Source organism: Allorhizocola rhizosphaerae (assembly GCF_003426775.1).
In the GTDB taxonomy this organism is placed as follows: domain Bacteria; phylum Actinomycetota; class Actinomycetes; order Mycobacteriales; family Micromonosporaceae; genus Allorhizocola; species Allorhizocola rhizosphaerae.
In genome coordinates this window covers 1-16,529 of sequence record NZ_QJUG01000073.1, presented here as the reverse complement: position 1 = coordinate 16,529, position 16,529 = coordinate 1, and the positions used below count along the sequence as shown (strand labels likewise).

The following is a 16,529-nucleotide window of genomic DNA, read 5'->3' as shown; positions in this document are numbered from 1 at the left end:
GGTGCTGGACTCCAGCGGTGTCGGGAGTCCAGCACCACCACCACGGTGGCACTGGGACAACAAACGCGGACGTGACCGGGCGCCACGCGCGATCGACCTCGTGACCCCGCGGCGCGGTGGACCTGGCTTCGCTGGTGTCCGAACGGTTTACGCTCACGGAGGCCGCCACCGCATTCGAGGTGGCGGCCTCCGTGACCGGCCTGAAAACCGTTGTGACCGTTTAGGATCGGGTCATGCCTTGGTGCGGCGCAGGCCTTCGGCGATGTCATCGACGACCCGGTGCGTCAGCGCCCGCCAATCGGGCCGCGCGAAGGACTTGGCGACAAACGCGGCGACCGTCTCGGCAACACCCTGCAGGGCAACGATCCCGGCCGCGATGAGCAGGCCCAGGTCGATCCATCGGTCGACATCGGCCGGCCAACCGACGGCCGTCATGAAGGCGGGGTTGAGCAGCTGGTCATATGAGGTGAGCCAGACGAGCACGGCCGCGGCGGCCAGGTTGAGCACCAGGCCGGCAACCGCCACTGGGGCGCTCCAGTGCATGTAGGTCTTTGCCACGGTGACGACCAGGCCCACGGCCATGATGCCCAGCAGCGCATAGAGCGGGCCGTCTCGCCACAGCGCCGGCGAGAGAAACTCGATGGGATCGCCATTGGCGTCGGTTTGCGTGCTCATGGTGCGCGAGAGCAACAGGAACGCGGCGAACAACACGGCCATGACGATCTCGGCGATCATCGTCGCCACGTGCGGACGGCGCGTGGGTGACGGCTCCGGAAGGTGGTCGGGTGTCCATTGGCGAGCGGTGGCGGACCGCAGCTCGCTGGAGCGCTCGATGAAGGCGAAGATGAGCGTGGTCCAGAAGGCGATGTGGATGGCCGTGGTGGCCGCGGCGCCGAGCGTGCTGGTGATGACGATGCCCGCGGCCTGCCCGCTGAGCAGCTTCGTGAACCCCGCGACCGCTGCGACCACCGGCACGACGATGACGAGCAGCGTGGTCAGCAGCCGCATGTAGTCCAGGTAGACCGCCGGGCCGATCAGCTGGAGCGAGCGGTCGGTGTAGCGTGCGGCCAGGCGTGCCGGGTCGCCCAGCTCGGTGAGCACGGCCCGCTCCGCGTCGGCGGGGTCCTTGCCCGCGTCGATGTGGTGCTCGACGGCGTCGGAGATCGAGGCGCGCAACTCCTGCTCGATATCGGTGCGTTGCTTGACCGGCAGCCTGCTCACGAGGGCGTCGACGTAGCGGTCGGTGAGGGTGGGGGTGGTGGCGGTCATGACTCCTCTTTCAGGGTCTGGAATGCGGAGTACATCTCGTCCCAGTCGAGACTGAGCGCATCGGCGAGCGCCGCGCCCTCGCGGCTGGTGCGGTAGAACTTGCGCGGCCGGGACTCGTCGGTGTTCCAGTCGCTGGTGAGCAGGCCTTGCTTCTCGAGGCGGCGCAGCAGCGGGTAGAGGGTGTTGGCCTCGACCGCGAACCCGTGCCGCTCAAGCCGGTCGAGCAGGGCATATCCGTAGTTGGGCCGCTTGAGGATGAGCAGGCACGCCAGGACGATAGTGCCCCGGCGAAGCTCTTGTTGATGTAGGGCGTGTAGTTCGCCGTCAGGCATGCTTCAAACGTTAGTGTGTGACACACACTATTGCAAGAGGTACGGCAATGTGAAACCCGCGACATCGTGAGACGTCGCGGCTAGCGAAGCGGAGTGGACGATACTGGCCGCCGACGGTGCGGATCGCCGCCGGTGCGGATCGCCGCCGGTGACTGCCAGAACCCAAGAATGGTCAGCGAGCCAAGACGGCGGACATCCATCGCCTGCTCCAGCGCTGGGCTGATCCCACGCAGCAGATACCGCAACCGCTGGATCGCACTTAGCCGGTCACTGCTCAGCTCGGTCCACCGGCCAATGAGCAGACTCAGCTCGATTGGCAACTCATCCACTGGTTGCAGGACAGGCAGATCGGGGCGCAGGCTCGCGGTTTGCGCCAGCAGGGCAGCGTCACAGGCATCGGCTCGCACCCAGCGCAGCTGCCTCAAACCGGGCCGGGCCGGACGGCCGCGTCGCCCTGAACAAACAGAAACTCAAATCTGAGACGTCACACTAGCGCACGGGCGCGGATTCACCGCCGGACGGTCTCCAGGCACAGGATCAGCACCTGGTCGCTCGCTAGGGTGCGCCAGAAGACATCCTCCGCCGTGGCATAGGGAGCGCATGCCTCATTGACCAGTTGTTCGGTCGCCGGGGTCGGTCTGATTTCCCGCCCGACCACCCGTCGCCGGGCCTGCGGATCGTCGCACGCGACGATCCGCACCTCCTGCGTCATGTCTTCGGCCACGCAGTCGCCGACCGCGGCGTCCCATCGGTTGACCTCGTCAACGCTTTGCACGAAGCCGAGAATGACCCTCACCACGCAGACCACGACCAGAATCGCACCGACCACCGCCAAGACCTTGCGCATGACGACTCACGATAGTGCGCACAAGCAAGCATGCGCCTTCATCGATCGACGTGGCCCTCGGGTTGGTAGCCGGAGGCCTGTAGCGAGAACAGGCGGGCATATTCGCCGCCGGAGCCGAGCAGGGTGGCGTGGTTGCCCTGCTCGGCCACCTGGCCGTCGGAGAGCACGACGATGGTGTCGGCGTCGCGGACTGCGCCGAGGCGGTGCGAGATGAGCAGGCTTGTGCGTCCGGTGCGGTGCCGGCGCAGCGAGGAGTGGATCGCGTGCTCGGCCTCGGCGTCGAGTCCGGAGGCGGGCTCGTCGAGAATCATCAGATCGAGCTGGTCGCGCAGGAACGCGCGGGCCAACGCGAGCCGTTGCCACTGCCCGCCGGAGAGCACCACACCGGTCTCGGGGTTGTCCTTATCGGACTCCATGAAGAACATGCGGGACAACAGGGTTTCATATCCCCGGGGCAACGCGGCCACCGTGTCGTGCACGCCGGCCCGCCGCGCGGCGCCCTCGATGCGCTCCCGGTCGCCGAGCGCGGCCGGGTCGCCGAGCCCGATGTTTTCCTCGGCGGTCATCTCATAGCACATGTAGTCCTGAAAGACCGCGCCGATGCGTTGCCGCAGCGCGGCGGCGTCCAGATCGCGCAGGTCGACGCCGTCCCACAGGATCGTGCCGCGCGTGGGATCGTAGAACCGGCACAGCAGCTTGACCACAGTGGACTTGCCCGCACCGTTGAGGCCCACGAGGGCGACCGCGTGCCCGGCGGGGATGTGCAGGTCGACGCCGCGCAGCACCCACGGATGCTCCGGCGAGTAACGAAACCACACGTCGCGCAGCTCGATGCCGTGCCGCAACGGCGGCGGGACGCCAGGGTCGGCAGCCACCGGCAGATCCGGCCCCACGGTGGTGACCGCGTGATAGTGGTCGAACATCAGCAGGGCGTGGTGCGCGCGGGCCACCTCACCGGCGAGCGAGGCGAGCGCGCTCTGCACACCCGCCACCGCGGCAATGAAGATCGCGATGTCGCCGATCGAGAGCTGACCACGCCGGGCCGCCGCGACCGCCCAGATCAGCCCACCACCCGCCACGGCCGCAGCGAGCACCCCGAAGCCCGCCTGCACGGCCATGCCACGGCGATCCACGGCCCGCTTCGCCCGGTGCACCGCACCCATATCGGCCAGCATCCGCCCGCGCAGCAGGGCACCGGTGCCGAACAGGCGCACCTCCTTGGCACCCTCCACACTGGACAGTAGATGGCGGTAGAAGAACTCGCGGCGCTCGGCCGGCCCGATATCCCAATACATCTTGGCGCGCCGGCGGGACAGGGCGATCTCGGCGAGCAGCACCGGGACGCCGGCCCCCAGCACCAGCGCGGTCATCAGCGGGCTGAGCACGAACAGGGAGCCGAGGAAACCGCCCACGGTCAGCACGGCCCGGCTCAGCCCGACGACCCCGTCGACGGCCTGGTTGGGCGTCATCCCACCGGCCTGCTGGGCCAGGCGCAGCCGGTCAACGAAGCGCGGATCCTCGAAGCGGTCCAGCCCGACAAAGCGATCGACCGCAGCGAACAGGCGGTCCTGCGCAAGCAGCCCGACTCTTCTATCCAATTCCCCTCGGAGGTACCGAGTGACGGGCGGCACCGCCGCGGTGAGCATCCCGGCCACGCCCAGACCGGCACCCAGACCGATCACTGTCCTCATTGGAGCGGAGCCGACGAGGCCGTCCACGATGAGCTTGGTCAGCCAGGCCGCCGCCACCGGCAGCGCCCCGCTGGTCAGCGCCAGCGCCAGATAGCCTGCCAGCACAGCGGGAGCCGCCGCCACGGCCAGCGCGCACGCGGACGCGACTCGCCGGCTCATCCGGAATGGGTGGGGACGTCCAGCAGGTTGGCCGTGGCCCGGAGCCGTCCGGCGCCGTCCGGCGCGACGGTCAGCATCGTCGGGAAGGCGGTCGCCTGGAACGCCGTGGCCACCGGGCCGCCGGGCTTGTCAACCACCACGCGCGCCACCGGGCTCAGCGTGGCGAGCATGTCGGCCGCCTCGCCGGCGTCGCCAACCACCACGACGAGAGCCCCGCCCGAGCGCGCCCGCAGGTGCGCCGCCAATGCCGGCAGCTTCTCGGTGCACGGCCGGCAGTGCGGCGTGAGCACCGCGACGAACGTCTCGCCCGCCGCAGCGGCGAGATCCGCGCGAGCCACCGGTTGACCGTCCACAGTGGACGCTTGGAAATCGCCGACCTCCTCGCCGACCGGCGTGCCCGGCCCACCGTGGTGCTGTGCGGGGCGGGTGAGCAGCTCGGTGTGCTCGCGCAGCCGCCGGATCACGCCCAGGGTGAGCAGAAGATTGAGCACGCACAGCGATCCGATGACAACGACAGCAGCGGTGAGGACGGGCATGGCGCTAGTCTACGGAACCATGCTGTCCGAGCGCACCCGCAAGATTCTCGCCGAGATGACGGTCGACGAGAAAATATCCCTGCTGCACCAGCACGCGCCCGCGATCCAGCGGCTCGGCCTGGCCGCGTTCAGCACCGGATCGGAGGCGCTGCACGGGGTGGCGTGGCTGGGCACGGCAACGGTGTTCCCCCAGGCGGTCGGGCTGGGTGCGACGTGGGACCGGGCACTGCTGCGCCGGATCGGCGAGGTGGTCTCGACCGAGATGCGCGCCTTCCACAACGATCCGGCTGTCGCCGGTGACCCGCACCGGCCGCGGATCGTCAGCCTCAACGTGTGGGCCCCGGTGGTCAACCTGCTGCGCGATCCCCGCTGGGGGCGCAACCACGAGGGCTACTCAGAGGATCCGTTGCTCACCGCGGAGCTTGCCGTCGCCTACTGCGCGGGGCTGCGCGGGGAGCACCCGACGGTCTGGCGAACCGCCCCGATTGTCAAGCATTTCCTGGCCTTCAACAACGAGACCGGCTCGTTCCACACCTCGGCCAACGTGACCGAGCGATCCCTGCACGAATATGACCTGCCCCCGTTTCTGGCGCCGCTGCGGGCCGACGTGGCGGCCGGGGTCATGCCGTCCTACAACATGGTCAACGGGATTCCGTGCCACTGCCACCCCTGGCTCAACGAGGTGCTGCGCCCGGCGGCGGGCCGGCAGATGGTGGTCGTGGCCGACGCGTTTGCGGTGTCCAATATGGCGGGTCCGCAGCACTTTTTCGACGATCCGGTGCGGGCGCATGCGGCGGCGGTGAAGGCCGGTCTGGACTGCATCACCGAGAACTACACGGACTCGGGGCCCACCCGCGATGCGCTGCGCCAGGCGTACCAGCGCGATCTGCTCACGGACGCGGACCTCGACGCGGCCGCGGGGCGCATGCTCTGGTTGCGCGAATTGGTCGGAGAGTTCAACCCGGACGCGGATCCGTACCAAGAGATAGGCCCGGAAGTCATCGCGAGCCAGGAGCACGGCCGGCTCGCCCTCCAGGCCGCCCGGCAGTCGGTGGTGCTGTTGAAAAACGCGGACCACGCCCTGCCCGCGACCGGCCTGAAAAGCATCGCGGTCATCGGTCCGCTGGGCGGTGCCAACCTGCGGGACTGGTACTCGGGGACGATGCCCTACGAAATCACCGTGGCCGGCGCCTTCGCGGCCCGCCTCGACGCTTCCTTTTCAGACGGTACGGACACCGTCCGCCTGGTGGCCGGTGAGACCACACTGGAGGCCGAGCTTGAGGACTGGGGCAACGACCGCATCACCCTGCGGCTGACGGGCAGCCGGCGATACCTCTCGCTGGACTCCGACCGGATCCTCGTCGACGACCAGGATCGGCCGGGCGGCTGGTTCGTCGAGGAGCTCTTCCGGCTCGACCCGGTCGACGGCGGTTACGCGCTCTACAACCACGTGGCGCGGCGCTGGGTCGTGCGCGCGGGGGACAGGCTCGCGGCGCACGGCACGCGGGCCGAGGACGCGCTCGTCTTCACCCGCACAGTGATTCGGGACGGGCTCGCCGAGGCGGCCGCGGCGGCAAAGCGGGCCGAGCTCGCGCTTGTCGTGCTGGGCAACGACCCGCACATCAACGGTCGCGAGTTGGAAGACCGGTCCACATTGGACCTCCCATCGCGCCAGGAAGCCTTGCTGCGCACGGTCCTCGCGGCCAACCCGCGCACGGTCCTGCTCATCGTGTCGGGCCATCCATACGCGGCCAATTGGGCGGAGCGGCGCGTGCCCGCGATCCTGTGGAGTTCGCACGGCGGCCAGGGGCTCGGCACGGCCATCGCCGATGTCGTGCTGGGCGACCACAACCCGGGCGGGCGGCTCCCTCAGACCTGGTACCGCTCCGTCGACCAGCTACCGTCCATATTCGACTATGACATCGCCGGGAACCGGGCCACCTACCTCTACACCCGCGAGGACGTGCTCTTCCCGTTCGGGCATGGCTTGTCCTACACCAGTTTCCGATACGACAGGCTGGACGTCGACGGTGACCGGGTCATGGTGACCATCACCAACACCGGCCCGGTGGCCGGAGATGAGGTGGTGCAGGTCTACTCGCGCGCCGTTTCCGCTGGCGGCGTCCAGCCGCTGCGCCGGTTGCAGGCGTTTGAACGAATCCATCTGGCGCCCGGCGAGTCCGTGACCGTCGCGTTCGACATCGCGAGGGATCGCCTGGCCACCTGGTCCGCCACCGACCGCGCTCTGGTGGTGGCGCCAGGTGGCTACGAACTGATGGCGGGCCCGTCGTCGGCGGATATCCGGCTGCGCGCGCCCATCGAGCGGGTTTAATTCTGCTCAGGCGAAGCCGTGCTCATTCGCGGCCGTGGCCGGCCGCGAATCGAACCGGAAGCGAGCTCACAGCCGCCCCATCCAAGGCGGTGCAAGGCCCGTGCCGGTCCGGTCCGGTCCGGGCACTGCCGCTGCGGACAAAGCTGCCTGAGTCAGCAGGACGATGTGCAGAACCGGTGCACGCCGTCTGGACAGGTGATCTGGCCGATGCCGTCGCTCGGGTTGGCGCAGCCGCAGTTTGAGGAGCAGACACACGTGAAGGGGCCGCACATCCCCGACATCGGCACCGGTAGCCCGGCCGGCACCTTCGGCACGAACCGGTTGACCAGCCGATCCGCGAGCATGTTGGCAGTACGCATCATGTGGCACCTTCCCCTTTCCCCTATGGATAGATAAGTTTGGACTCTAAACTATAAGACGATCGTGGCCGCTGGCAAGGCCCGGACAGCATCGTGCGTGCGCGTGGTCGTGTTCGAGCTCGGTAATGTGCTTATTGGATGGCAGCCGCAGTTGCTGTACCAAAAATATGTTCCCGATCCGCAGCTGCGCGCGTGGTTTTCAGCCGAGGTCTGCCGCGCTCCGTGGGAGGACAAACCGGTCCGGGACAACGCTTTGGAGGAAGGACTGCGCAGGCTGGCCGACCGGCACCCGCGGCGGGCCAAGGTGCTGGCCGCGCATCACGACCACCTGCTGCAGGCAATGATCCACAACAAGGTGCCCCTGATGGCAGGAACGCTTCACCGGCTGCGCGATGAAGGCGTGCGCCTGCTGGGGATCACCGATCTACCGAGCAAGGCGCTAACCCAGGTGATGCGCATCCATCCGGACGCGCTTGATCAGCTGGCCGACATCGTCGTGGCCGAAGAGATCGGCATGCGACCATCGGACCCCGAGCTATTCGAATACGCATTGCGGCGCTTCGAAATGCGGGCGAATCAGTGCCTCTACGTCGACAGTCCGCCGGCGAACATTCAGGCTGCCGAATCGGTGGGGATCGCGTCCGTCAAGTATGAAAGCATTGGAGCGCTGCGCCCGCAGTTGCGCGAACGCGGCTATCTTCCCCCATTGCCATGGACGGAAAGGATGCTGAGGTGATCGCGACTACGGCGGCCGAGGTGATGGCCGAGCTGGCCGAGCTCCACGACCCGAAGATGCGCGAGGTTAACGAGAAACACGGTGACGATCACGGTGTGAACCTCGGCGCGCTGCGCGCGATCGCGAAGCGGCTCAAGACGCAGCACGAGCTCGCGTGCCGGCTCTGGGAGACCGATGACACCGCGGCAAGGTTGCTGGCGATCCTGATCTGCCGCCCGAAGGCGTTCGCGCGTGACGAGTTGGACGCCATGTTGCGTCAGGCCCGCACCCCGAAGGTGCATGACTGGCTCGTGAGCAACGTGGTGAAGAAGAGCCCACACGCCGAGCAGCTGCGCCTGGCATGGACCACCGATCCGGATCCCGTGGTCGCCAGTGCCGGCTGGGCGCTGACCACCGAGCGCGTGGCGAAGCAGCCCAAGGGCCTCGACCTCGCGGGACTGCTCGACGTCATCGAGGCGGAGATGAAGGACGCCCCGGATCGTCTGCAATGGGCGATGAACCACTGCCTGGCTCAGATCGGGATCGAGCACGCCGAGCACCGTGCCCGCGCGATCGAGATCGGTGAGCGCCTGCAGGTGCTCAAGGACTACCCGACCTCCCCGGGCTGCACGTCTCCGTTCGCGCCAATCTGGATCACCGAGCTGGTGCGCCGGCAGCAAGCTGCGTAACGGCGTCAACGCACACCCTGTCCGACCGGGCCGGAATCCGAGCATATACATTGCTCGCAGCATCGTAATGACCGGCACGAATGACTGCGCGTATGCTGTGCGTTTGCGAGCCGGACAGGCTGATGCTAAAACCTACATACAGGTAGAATCTCGACGCACATTTAGCGTCTGGCCAGCGCCCCTTAGCGTTGGCCAGCAGTGTGTTCGCCTGCTTATCTCCCTTGGCAACGCGTGATTGGATAGAAGTTGGCGCATATGGAGGCTGACCACGCGAGCAAGCGACCCGATTTGGGCCACCGCGAGCAGCCGACACCTCCCCGGAATCGGCGAGGTGGTCGACAGCAAACGATCAAGCGACGGGTCATCCGGCTCGTGCTTGTCCCCAGTATCGTGGCCGTTGCGCTCTGGTTCGTGGCATCCGGATACCTCGTTTTTCAGGGGTTTTACAACCGGGCCGTCGCCAGCTCGGTCCGTCAGGTGTCGATTCCCGCGGTTTCGTCGCTGGCCTCGATCCAGCAGGAGCGGCGGCTGAGCATCGCCTACCTGGCCAACCCGTCAAATGATGTGACCCAGCTGCTCGATCAGCGGCGGCAGACCGACCGGGGCCTGGTCGAGCTGCGTGCGGTCGCCCCCGCCGCGTTGGCTCGCGCCCCCGAGTCGATCCAGACCCGGTGGAAGACGCTGACCGATTATCTGGATCAGCTTCCGAGCACCCGAAGCACGATCGATTCCCGGTCGACCAGCGGGCAGCAGGCCTACGACTTCTACAACAAACTGCTCGACGCGTCGACCGCCCTGTTCGACACCCAGGCCAGGGTGGTGCCCGATGTCACGGCGACGCAGGGCGGCATCGCCGCGGTCGAGGTCTTCCGGGCCAGTGACCTGATGTCCCGGGCCGGGTCGATGATCGACGGTGCGTTCGCGTCCGGTTCGCTGACCCCGCAGGAGCATCTCGAATTCGCCCGGCTGGTGGGCAGCTATCACGCCGGTCTGGGCAACATCTCCCCGCACCTGCGGCCGGGCATCGGCCAGCGCTTCACGAGCGTCCAGGCGAGCGACGTCTGGAAAAATCTTGTGGCCGCGGAGGATGCGATCATCGGCGGCGGTGCGTGGCGCGCCGGTGTGCCGCGCGGTCTGCCCGTCGACCGGGTCGGCTGGGAGGCACTGACCAGACAGGTCTCCGATGAGCTGATCAAGTTGACGATCGGGCAGGCCGACGAGGTGTCGGCGGAAGCGCTGCGCACCGGCAACAATCAGCTGCTGACCGCGTCGCTCGGCAGCCTCGTGGCGCTGTCTGTCGCGATTGGAGCGATCGTCTGGGCGATCCGGCAATCGCGGGTCCTGGTCGACCAGGCACTGTCGGTTCGCCTGGCGCGCCTGGGCCAGGACGCCGCCGCGGTGGTGGATCAGCGGCTGCCGGCCATGATGGAACGCCTGCGCCGGCGCGAACGGGTGGACCTCGCGGTCGAGCTTCCGATCCACGACTACGGAAGCGATGAGATCGGTCAGGTGGCGGAGGTCATCAACAGGTCGCTGCAGGCCGCGGCCGGCGCGGCGGTCCAAGAGGCGAAGGCGCGGGCAGCCGGCACGGCGATGCTGATGGGCGTCGCGCGCCGGCCGCAGCGCCCGCTCCAGCACGGCCTCAAGGTTGTCGAGGATCTGCAGGGTCAGGTCGGTGACGAGGAGCTGTTGACGCAGTTGTTCGACATCAACCATCAGCTGACGCAGACCCGGCGCTTCCTGGAAAACCTGGTCATCCTGGCGGGAGGCCAGATCGGCCGGCGATTCCAGAAGCCGGTGCCGCTGCGTCGGGTGCTGCTCGCGGCATTCGCCGAGGCCCGGCACTACCAACGGATCCAGTTGCGCAGCGCGGCCGATGTGGCGCTCATGGGGCAGTCGGTCGCCGGGACCATCCATCTGCTGTCCGAGTTGCTGGACAACGCGCTCGCGTTCTCCTCTCCCGAAACCACGGTCTGGGTGACCTGCTTCGAGGTCAAGCACGGTGTCGCGGTGGAGATCGAGGACGCTGGCGTGGGCATGAACTCGGAGGCCATCGAGCGCGCCAACCGGCTTCTGGCCACCGCACCCACGCCGGATGTGACCGAGCTCAAGGACGGAGCGCAGGTCGGTCTGCACGTGGTGGCCGAGCTGGCCAAGCGTGAGAACGTGCAAGTGAGCCTTCGCAAATCGGCCTATGGCGGGCTGCTGGCAATCGTGCTCTTGCCCAGTCGCATGCTCGTCACCGACCAGTCCGACACCGACATCGAGCGCGCAGACGCCGGCAGGCACGTGCCCGCGCTCGCGTCGGCTTTCACCTCTCTGCCAGACGACGTTCGCCGCCACGAACTGCATGCCACTGGCGCCGGGGGCGCAGCGGCGAACGGATCAGCCCTGGGATTACTCAACACCCAAGCCGGCGGACACCGGCGATCCGACACTGTGGGCAGCAATTTGAGCGACCGTCAGCCCGGCAGCAGCGCCGGCATCCCTCGGCAAGCCGAACCCCCTGTTACGCACGCGGTTGATGCGGCCTTGGCCGGTCCGCATGCCGGTGCCCGCCCACCCCTGCCTCAGCGGCAACCCCAGCAACACCTCGCGCCCGAGCTGCGCGAGGACGGCTCGACAGACACTGGCACTCAGGGGTCGGCGATGCCCGCGCGATCCCCGGAGGAGGCCCGGAACCGGTTCGCGCGGTATCAACGAGGTTGGACCGAGGGCCGGGCAGTGAGCCACAACGAAACAGTTACCGGCGCTGATCAAGGCAGGAAGGCGTGACCCTCCCCGATGCAAAATGACTTGGCTTGGATGTTGGATGATCTTGTAGAGGTCCCACACGTTGTTTACGCGGTTGTGCTGTCCACCGACGGGCTCATCGTTCAAAAGTCCACGTCGCTATCGCAGGACGTGGGCGAGGTCCTGGCCGCCGCCGCGTCCTCGATGTACAGTGTCGCCGCGGGCACGGGGCGCCGCTTCGACAGTGGGCCGGTGCAGCAGGTCGTTATCGAGTATCAGGATCGAACCCTGTTCGTCGCCGCCGCCGGACCGAACGCCCGTTTGGCCGTGCTGTGCGAGGAAGCCGTCGACCTGGGGACGGTGGCCTATGAGATGAGCCGCCTGGTGACCCGCATCGGCGAATATCTTGGTACCGCACCGCGCCCCACTGCTGTGAAGGTCGACAGCCACCTTGGCGCGCTGCCATGACCGATGACGTGTGGGACGGCGACGAGGCTGGCACAGGGCGGCTCGTGCCCCTGTACATCCTCGTCAATGGACGCACGAGCCCGCGAGCGCACGATCTCGACCTGGCAACCCAGGTTTTCGCCCTCCCGGTCGACACGAGGAGGCTCGAACCGGAGTACGTGGAGATTGTCAAGATATGCGCCAACTGGCTGTCCATCGCGGAGATAGGCGCATATCTGCATCTACCGCTTACCATCACGAAGGTGATGGTTGACGTGCTCCTGGAACAGGGATACCTGGGCATAGGATCGCCGGCACAGGAGGAGATCGCGGACCTGCGGTTGATGGAACAGATTCTCGCCGGTCTCCAACAATCTTTGAACGCGAGGGACTAATGCACCTGGATCGCAAATCGGTCAAGATCGTCGTGGCCGGTGGCTTCGGCACCGGCAAGACGACCTTTGTCGGATCGGTGAGCGAGATTCCGCCGTTGACCACGGAGGAGGTTTTGACCCAGGCGAGTGTCGGGGTCGACGACGTGACCGGCGTGGAGGAGAAGTCGCACACGACGGTCGCCCTGGACTTCGGGCGCATCACCATCAGCCCGAACGTTGTGCTCTATCTTTTCGGCACACCGGGGCAGGACCGGTTCTGGTTCATGTGGGACGAGCTGGCGCAGGGCGCGGTCGGTGCGATCGTGCTCGTCGACACCAGGAGGCTGGACTCCAGCTTTCCCGCCATCGACTATTTCGAACGGCGCGGGATCCCGTTCGTCGCGGCCGTCAACCGGTTCTTCGGCGAGTGCGCATACACCGAAGAGGAGATCCGGGGTGCGCTGGAACTGCACGGCAACATCCCGCTGCTGTGGTGCGACGCGAGGGACAAGTCGTCCAGCAAGCTCGCACTGATCGGGCTGGTGCGGCACGCCATGTCCCGCATGCCGGTCAGCGCCTGACGGCTCTCGCCGGCGTCGGCTCCAGTCGCACTTTGAAGTGGCGCAACAGCTTCGGCGACGAGACGATCCGATGCCCGCGGACCCGTCCGGGTTCCTTGGCGATGTGCGCAAGGACCGACGCCACGTACTCAAGGTGCGCGTCGGTGTAGACCCGGCGCGGGATCGCGAGCCGCACGAGTTCGAAGGGCGCCGGGGTGACCAGCCGGTGCTGGTCGTCCATGGTGCCCAGATAAAGCGATCCCAGCTCGGCGCAGCGGATGCCGCCGTCGAGGTACAGCTGGCACACCAGGGAATGCCCGGGAAACTCATGCGGGGACAGATGCGGCAACAGCCTGCCGGCGTTGAGATACAGGGCGTGGACGCCGGGCGGCTGGACGGTGTCGACACCGGCCTCGTTTATCATCCGGGCCAGCCCGGCGGTCGATTCGGCGCGGCTCTGCAGGTAGGCGGGGTCGACCACCTCCCGTAGCCCCTGCGCGAGCCGTTCGAGGTCGTGCCCGGCCAGCCCGCCATAGGTGGAGAACCCTTCCGTGGCAATCAGGTTCGCCTCGCACATGGCGCGCAGGTCGTCGTCGCGCAGGCCGATGAATCCGCCGATGGCCGACAGCCCGTCCTTCTTGAGGCTCACCACGCATCCGTCGGCGAGCTCGAACGCGCGGGTGGCGATCTGGCGCGGCGTCCAGTCCCGGTAGGCGGGCTCGCGCTGACTGACCAGCCAGGCGTTCTCGGCGAAGCGTGCCGCGTCGAGAAAGAACGGCACGCGGTGGCGCCGGCACAGCTCTCGGGTGGCCGCGAGGTTGGCCATGGACACCGGCTGCGCGCCGAGGCCGTTGTTGGTGATGGTCATGAGGACGAGCCCGACCCGGTGTCCCTCGGGTCCGGCCAGCAGGCGCTCCAGTGCATCGAGGTCGATGTTGCCCTTGAACGGTTCCGTGCTGTCGAGATCGGCGGCCTCGGGGCACGGTAGGTCAAGCGCGTGCGCGCCCGCCAGCTCGACGTTGGCATGGGTGGTGTCGAAATGCGTGTTGCTGACGCAGATCTGGCCCGGCTTCAGCAGGCTGGTGAACAGGATGCGCTCGCCGGCCCGACCCTGGTGAACCGGGAGGATGTGCCGATAGCCCGTGAGGTCGCCGACCTCGTCGTGGAACCGGAACCAAGACCGCGCGCCCGCGTAGGACTCATCGCCGAGCGCGGCGGCCGCTTCCTGCGCAGCCGACGTGGCACCCGTGCCCGAGTCGGACAGCAGGTCGATGGTGATCTGGTCCGCGCGCAGGTTGAACGGGTTGTAGCCGGCCTCGGCGAGGGCCCGCCGGCGTTCTTCCGCACTGAGAAAGGGGATCGGCTCGACCACCTTGATCCGGTACGGCGGCGGCATCTTGTGTAGATCCGAGAACACGACTCGCTCCTTGAAGTCAGCGGGTGGTGGCCGCGCGGCGCGCGGCCGGACGCGCCACGGTTCTGCGAGCCGCGGGCAGCTGCAGCGGCCGCGGCGGCTTCACCTGGTACGCCTCAGCGGACAGGTAGACGGTCACGCCCGGCCGCGGTGGGCCGAGCCGCAGTGAGACATGCGCGATCAGCCCGACACCGTCGCGCAGCGACCGCTGCGTCACGGCGGCGACGGCCTGATCGAATGTCGCGCTGTCGAACCCGTGTCGCGCCAGCAGCGCCACCACCCGGTCACGAGCCTCCCGGTCATCGTTGACGTAACCGCGGATCGGCACATAGATGCTGTAGCCGACCGGCGCATCGGCCCCTTCGGTGAGCGTGTAGCTGCCCACGAGCGGCAGACTGTCGAAGCGGTTGGCCCCGCCGGCCGCCGCGCAGAACTCGGCGAGCTCCGTCGGGTCGACGCCGTCGACTATGCCCGCTGCCCGGACCACATCGCGGATTTCGGCGTGGTGATGGCTCAGGTAGAGCTTGACGCGAGCCTGTGGCCCGTCGTGCAGGTCCAGTGCGAAGAACGACAGCCGGTCGTTGCGGCCCAACTCGTCGGGACGGACGGCGTGGTCCAGCATCGTCTGGTAGGACTTGGCCAGCCCGAGGCGATGCAGTGCCTCGCCGACCAGGTGCGGGGCTCGCTGGACGCCCTTGACCTCCGGGTTGAGATAGATCTTGAGCTCGGGCCGTCGGGCGCGGCGGAACACCAGCGAACACCACAGCCCGAACGTCCCTTGTGGATGGTCCGTGGCGAACAGGTCGCGCACCAAATCGAGTCGTGCCGTCGACAGGCCCAACCGGCCGGTGTGGGCGTCGATGAACTCTTCCCCGGCGGACATGTTGGTTTGCGGGCCCGGAGGCGAACCCAGCGCCTCACCGAGCAACCGCAGGGCGGGCGGCTCGCCCTGGCTGTAGGCGAGAGAGAACTCCACCGGCGTGTGATCGTCGGCCACATTGGACAGCCATGCGGGTGGCTCGGACAGGGGACGCGAGCCGTGAGGACCGAGAAGATCGCTCAACAGGCCCAGGGGAGTTGGCGGATCCACCCCGACGACCTCGCACAACCGGGACAACTGACCGCTCAACTGCTCACAAACAGATAAGCCGTGCACAACCGCTCCTCGCGTTTCACCACAACCGAAAGCCGTTATGCCGTTATATCCACATATCCACGTCCCCGCATCCCGAAGTTGTGGACTGTCCGTTGTGGTCGGAATCCTGCCTCACATATCGTGAGGGCACTATAACCCAAAGTCGAGCGAGACAATCATCACAATCGAACAGTTGCTCAATTAACGGATGATCCGACAATTCGGGCATCTCTCCGCATCAATGTCTCAGGCGACGGCTCCCTTGCTGGTAGGGGGCCGTCTGCCACTCGGTTGGCTATGCGTTGATAGTCGATGCCTATGTATCGAGCGCCGCCATCGCCCATCGACTACCCGGCAACGGTCAGCCGCTGGCATCGACCCGGCTGCGCACCGAGTCGCTTGCGGGTCAGGTAGTCCGGCGCGGCGCGCACCTGCGTGCCACGGCTGGTCGGGCTGTCGTTGAGGTTGTCGGTCTCGGTTGGCGAACACGACGAAGCCTTGGGGAGGCCAGCCTCGGTCCCAGACCTGTTGCGGCATTGACGGTTCCCTCCTTGGGCAGGGGACTGCAGCGCGTAGACCCGAGATCGATGAAACGATTCACGAATCGGAGGCTTTCTTTGCTGGGCGGCGAGCGCCATCCGGGTCAATGGATTGCCTGGCGGGCTCGCCACACCCCGCCAGCCAACGCGTCAGCCGCGCAGCTGCGCGATCGCTGCCTAGCCTTGGCGGCGAACCGCAGTGACGTCCGGGGTGGGCGCTGCCGCCGGGTGCGTTGTCCTGCTCCCCGGTTCGGCAGGTGCCGGCCTTGGCGCCGATGCGGCGAAAGAAGGCCGCGAAGTCGATGTCCCCCTGGCCGAACGGCGCTATCGTGCTGCCGCTGCCGCTGCCGCTGCCGCTGCCGCTGCCGCTGCCGCTGCCGCTGCCGCTGCCGCTGCCG

16 protein-coding genes are annotated in these 16,529 nt (G+C 67.5%); 7 read left to right on the top strand and 9 right to left on the bottom strand.

Annotated elements, in window-relative coordinates; translation table 11 throughout:
* Positions 1-231: 231 nt before the first annotated feature.
* The 6 genes from DM816_RS17630 to DM816_RS17605 all read right to left on the bottom strand — a co-directional run bounded on the left by DM816_RS17630 (position 232) and on the right by DM816_RS17605 (position 4,834).
* Positions 232-1,269 carry a permease prefix domain 1-containing protein gene (locus DM816_RS17630; RefSeq protein ID WP_117211335.1) on the bottom strand — a complete coding sequence of 346 codons (1,038 nt, stop codon included), beginning with the start codon at positions 1,267-1,269 and terminating at the stop codon, positions 232-234.
* The gene (locus DM816_RS17625; RefSeq protein ID WP_117211334.1) at positions 1,266-1,601 is read right to left on the bottom strand and encodes a PadR family transcriptional regulator; all 336 of its coding nucleotides are present in this window, start codon (positions 1,599-1,601) and stop codon (positions 1,266-1,268) included. The genes DM816_RS17630 and DM816_RS17625 overlap by 4 nt, the downstream gene beginning before the upstream one ends.
* 80 nt (positions 1,602-1,681) lie before the next feature.
* Positions 1,682-1,930 carry a hypothetical protein gene (locus DM816_RS17620; protein ID WP_162907575.1) on the bottom strand — a complete coding sequence of 83 codons (249 nt, stop codon included), beginning with the start codon at positions 1,928-1,930 and terminating at the stop codon, positions 1,682-1,684.
* A gap of 179 nt (positions 1,931-2,109) precedes the next feature.
* A complete protein-coding gene (locus DM816_RS17615; protein WP_117211332.1) occupies positions 2,110-2,448 on the bottom strand; it encodes an LppU/SCO3897 family protein in 339 nt (112 codons plus the stop codon).
* A 38-nt stretch (positions 2,449-2,486) separates the two neighbouring features.
* Positions 2,487-4,298 (bottom strand): ABC transporter ATP-binding protein, encoded by a 1,812-nt coding sequence (locus tag DM816_RS17610; RefSeq protein WP_117211331.1) that lies wholly within the window; start codon positions 4,296-4,298, stop codon positions 2,487-2,489.
* Positions 4,295-4,834, bottom strand: coding sequence for a TlpA family protein disulfide reductase (locus DM816_RS17605; protein WP_117211330.1), 540 nt, complete (start codon positions 4,832-4,834; stop codon positions 4,295-4,297). The genes DM816_RS17610 and DM816_RS17605 overlap by 4 nt, the downstream gene beginning before the upstream one ends.
* On the opposite strand from DM816_RS17605, the gene DM816_RS17600 reads away from it, so the two are divergent.
* Entirely contained in the window at positions 4,833-7,166 is a 2,334-nt protein-coding gene (locus DM816_RS17600) for a glycoside hydrolase family 3 C-terminal domain-containing protein (RefSeq protein ID WP_162907574.1), read from the top strand. The two genes, DM816_RS17605 and DM816_RS17600, sit on opposite strands and share 2 nt — an antisense overlap.
* A gap of 152 nt (positions 7,167-7,318) precedes the next feature.
* On the opposite strand, the gene DM816_RS42645 is transcribed toward DM816_RS17600, so the two are convergent.
* Positions 7,319-7,528 carry a hypothetical protein gene (locus DM816_RS42645; protein WP_211588749.1) on the bottom strand — a complete coding sequence of 70 codons (210 nt, stop codon included), beginning with the start codon at positions 7,526-7,528 and terminating at the stop codon, positions 7,319-7,321.
* 100 nt (positions 7,529-7,628) lie between these two features.
* Here DM816_RS42645 and DM816_RS17590 point away from each other — a divergent pair, with 100 nt between their 5' ends.
* The 6 genes from DM816_RS17590 to DM816_RS17565 all read left to right on the top strand — a co-directional run bounded on the left by DM816_RS17590 (position 7,629) and on the right by DM816_RS17565 (position 13,064).
* Complete coding sequence (locus DM816_RS17590) at positions 7,629-8,261, top strand: HAD family hydrolase (RefSeq protein ID WP_162907572.1); 633 nt, start codon at positions 7,629-7,631, stop codon at positions 8,259-8,261.
* Between the two features lie 23 nt (positions 8,262-8,284).
* Entirely contained in the window at positions 8,285-8,929 is a 645-nt protein-coding gene (locus DM816_RS17585; RefSeq protein WP_342768723.1) for a DNA alkylation repair protein, read from the top strand.
* 372 nt (positions 8,930-9,301) lie between these two features.
* The gene (locus tag DM816_RS45280; protein ID WP_281274339.1) at positions 9,302-11,704 is read left to right on the top strand and encodes a sensor histidine kinase; all 2,403 of its coding nucleotides are present in this window, start codon (positions 9,302-9,304) and stop codon (positions 11,702-11,704) included.
* 30 nt (positions 11,705-11,734) lie between these two features.
* Positions 11,735-12,130, top strand: coding sequence for a roadblock/LC7 domain-containing protein (locus DM816_RS17575; RefSeq protein ID WP_246002008.1), 396 nt, complete (start codon positions 11,735-11,737; stop codon positions 12,128-12,130).
* Positions 12,127-12,504, top strand: a complete 378-nt coding sequence (locus tag DM816_RS17570; protein ID WP_117211324.1) for a DUF742 domain-containing protein — start codon at positions 12,127-12,129, stop codon at positions 12,502-12,504. Before DM816_RS17575 ends, DM816_RS17570 begins: the two co-directional genes overlap by 4 nt.
* Positions 12,504-13,064, top strand: a complete 561-nt coding sequence (locus DM816_RS17565; protein ID WP_117211323.1) for a GTP-binding protein — start codon at positions 12,504-12,506, stop codon at positions 13,062-13,064. Before DM816_RS17570 ends, DM816_RS17565 begins: the two co-directional genes overlap by 1 nt.
* Here the strand turns inward: DM816_RS17565 and DM816_RS17560 are convergent.
* Both DM816_RS17560 and DM816_RS17555 read right to left on the bottom strand, forming a co-directional pair.
* Positions 13,054-14,460: a tryptophanase gene (locus DM816_RS17560; protein ID WP_246002007.1), complete on the bottom strand. Its 1,407-nt coding sequence runs from the start codon at positions 14,458-14,460 to the stop codon at positions 13,054-13,056. The genes DM816_RS17565 and DM816_RS17560 overlap by 11 nt on opposite strands.
* A gap of 16 nt (positions 14,461-14,476) precedes the next feature.
* Positions 14,477-15,520, bottom strand: coding sequence for a tryptophan dimethylallyltransferase family protein (locus DM816_RS17555; protein ID WP_246002006.1), 1,044 nt, complete (start codon positions 15,518-15,520; stop codon positions 14,477-14,479).
* Positions 15,521-16,529 lie beyond the last annotated feature (1,009 nt).

Excerpts from the sequence above, each read along its gene's own strand:
- DM816_RS17615 (WP_117211332.1), bottom strand. The coding sequence starts at position 2,448 with ATGCGCAAGGTCTTGGCGGTGGTCGGTGCGATTCTGGTCGTGGTCTGC.
- DM816_RS17605 (WP_117211330.1), bottom strand. The coding sequence starts at position 4,834 with ATGCCCGTCCTCACCGCTGCTGTCGTTGTCATCGGATCGCTGTGCGTG.
- DM816_RS17630 (WP_117211335.1), bottom strand. The coding sequence starts at position 1,269 with ATGACCGCCACCACCCCCACCCTCACCGACCGCTACGTCGACGCCCTC.
- DM816_RS17600 (WP_162907574.1), top strand. The coding sequence starts at position 4,833 with ATGGCGCTAGTCTACGGAACCATGCTGTCCGAGCGCACCCGCAAGATT.
- DM816_RS17570 (WP_117211324.1), top strand. The coding sequence starts at position 12,127 with ATGACCGATGACGTGTGGGACGGCGACGAGGCTGGCACAGGGCGGCTC.
- DM816_RS17625 (WP_117211334.1), bottom strand. The coding sequence starts at position 1,601 with ATGCCTGACGGCGAACTACACGCCCTACATCAACAAGAGCTTCGCCGG.
- DM816_RS17575 (WP_246002008.1), top strand. The coding sequence starts at position 11,735 with ATGTTGGATGATCTTGTAGAGGTCCCACACGTTGTTTACGCGGTTGTG.
- DM816_RS17585 (WP_342768723.1), top strand. The coding sequence starts at position 8,285 with ATGGCCGAGCTGGCCGAGCTCCACGACCCGAAGATGCGCGAGGTTAAC.
- DM816_RS17610 (WP_117211331.1), bottom strand. The coding sequence starts at position 4,298 with ATGAGCCGGCGAGTCGCGTCCGCGTGCGCGCTGGCCGTGGCGGCGGCT.
- DM816_RS42645 (WP_211588749.1), bottom strand. The coding sequence starts at position 7,528 with ATGATGCGTACTGCCAACATGCTCGCGGATCGGCTGGTCAACCGGTTC.
- DM816_RS17565 (WP_117211323.1), top strand. The coding sequence starts at position 12,504 with ATGCACCTGGATCGCAAATCGGTCAAGATCGTCGTGGCCGGTGGCTTC.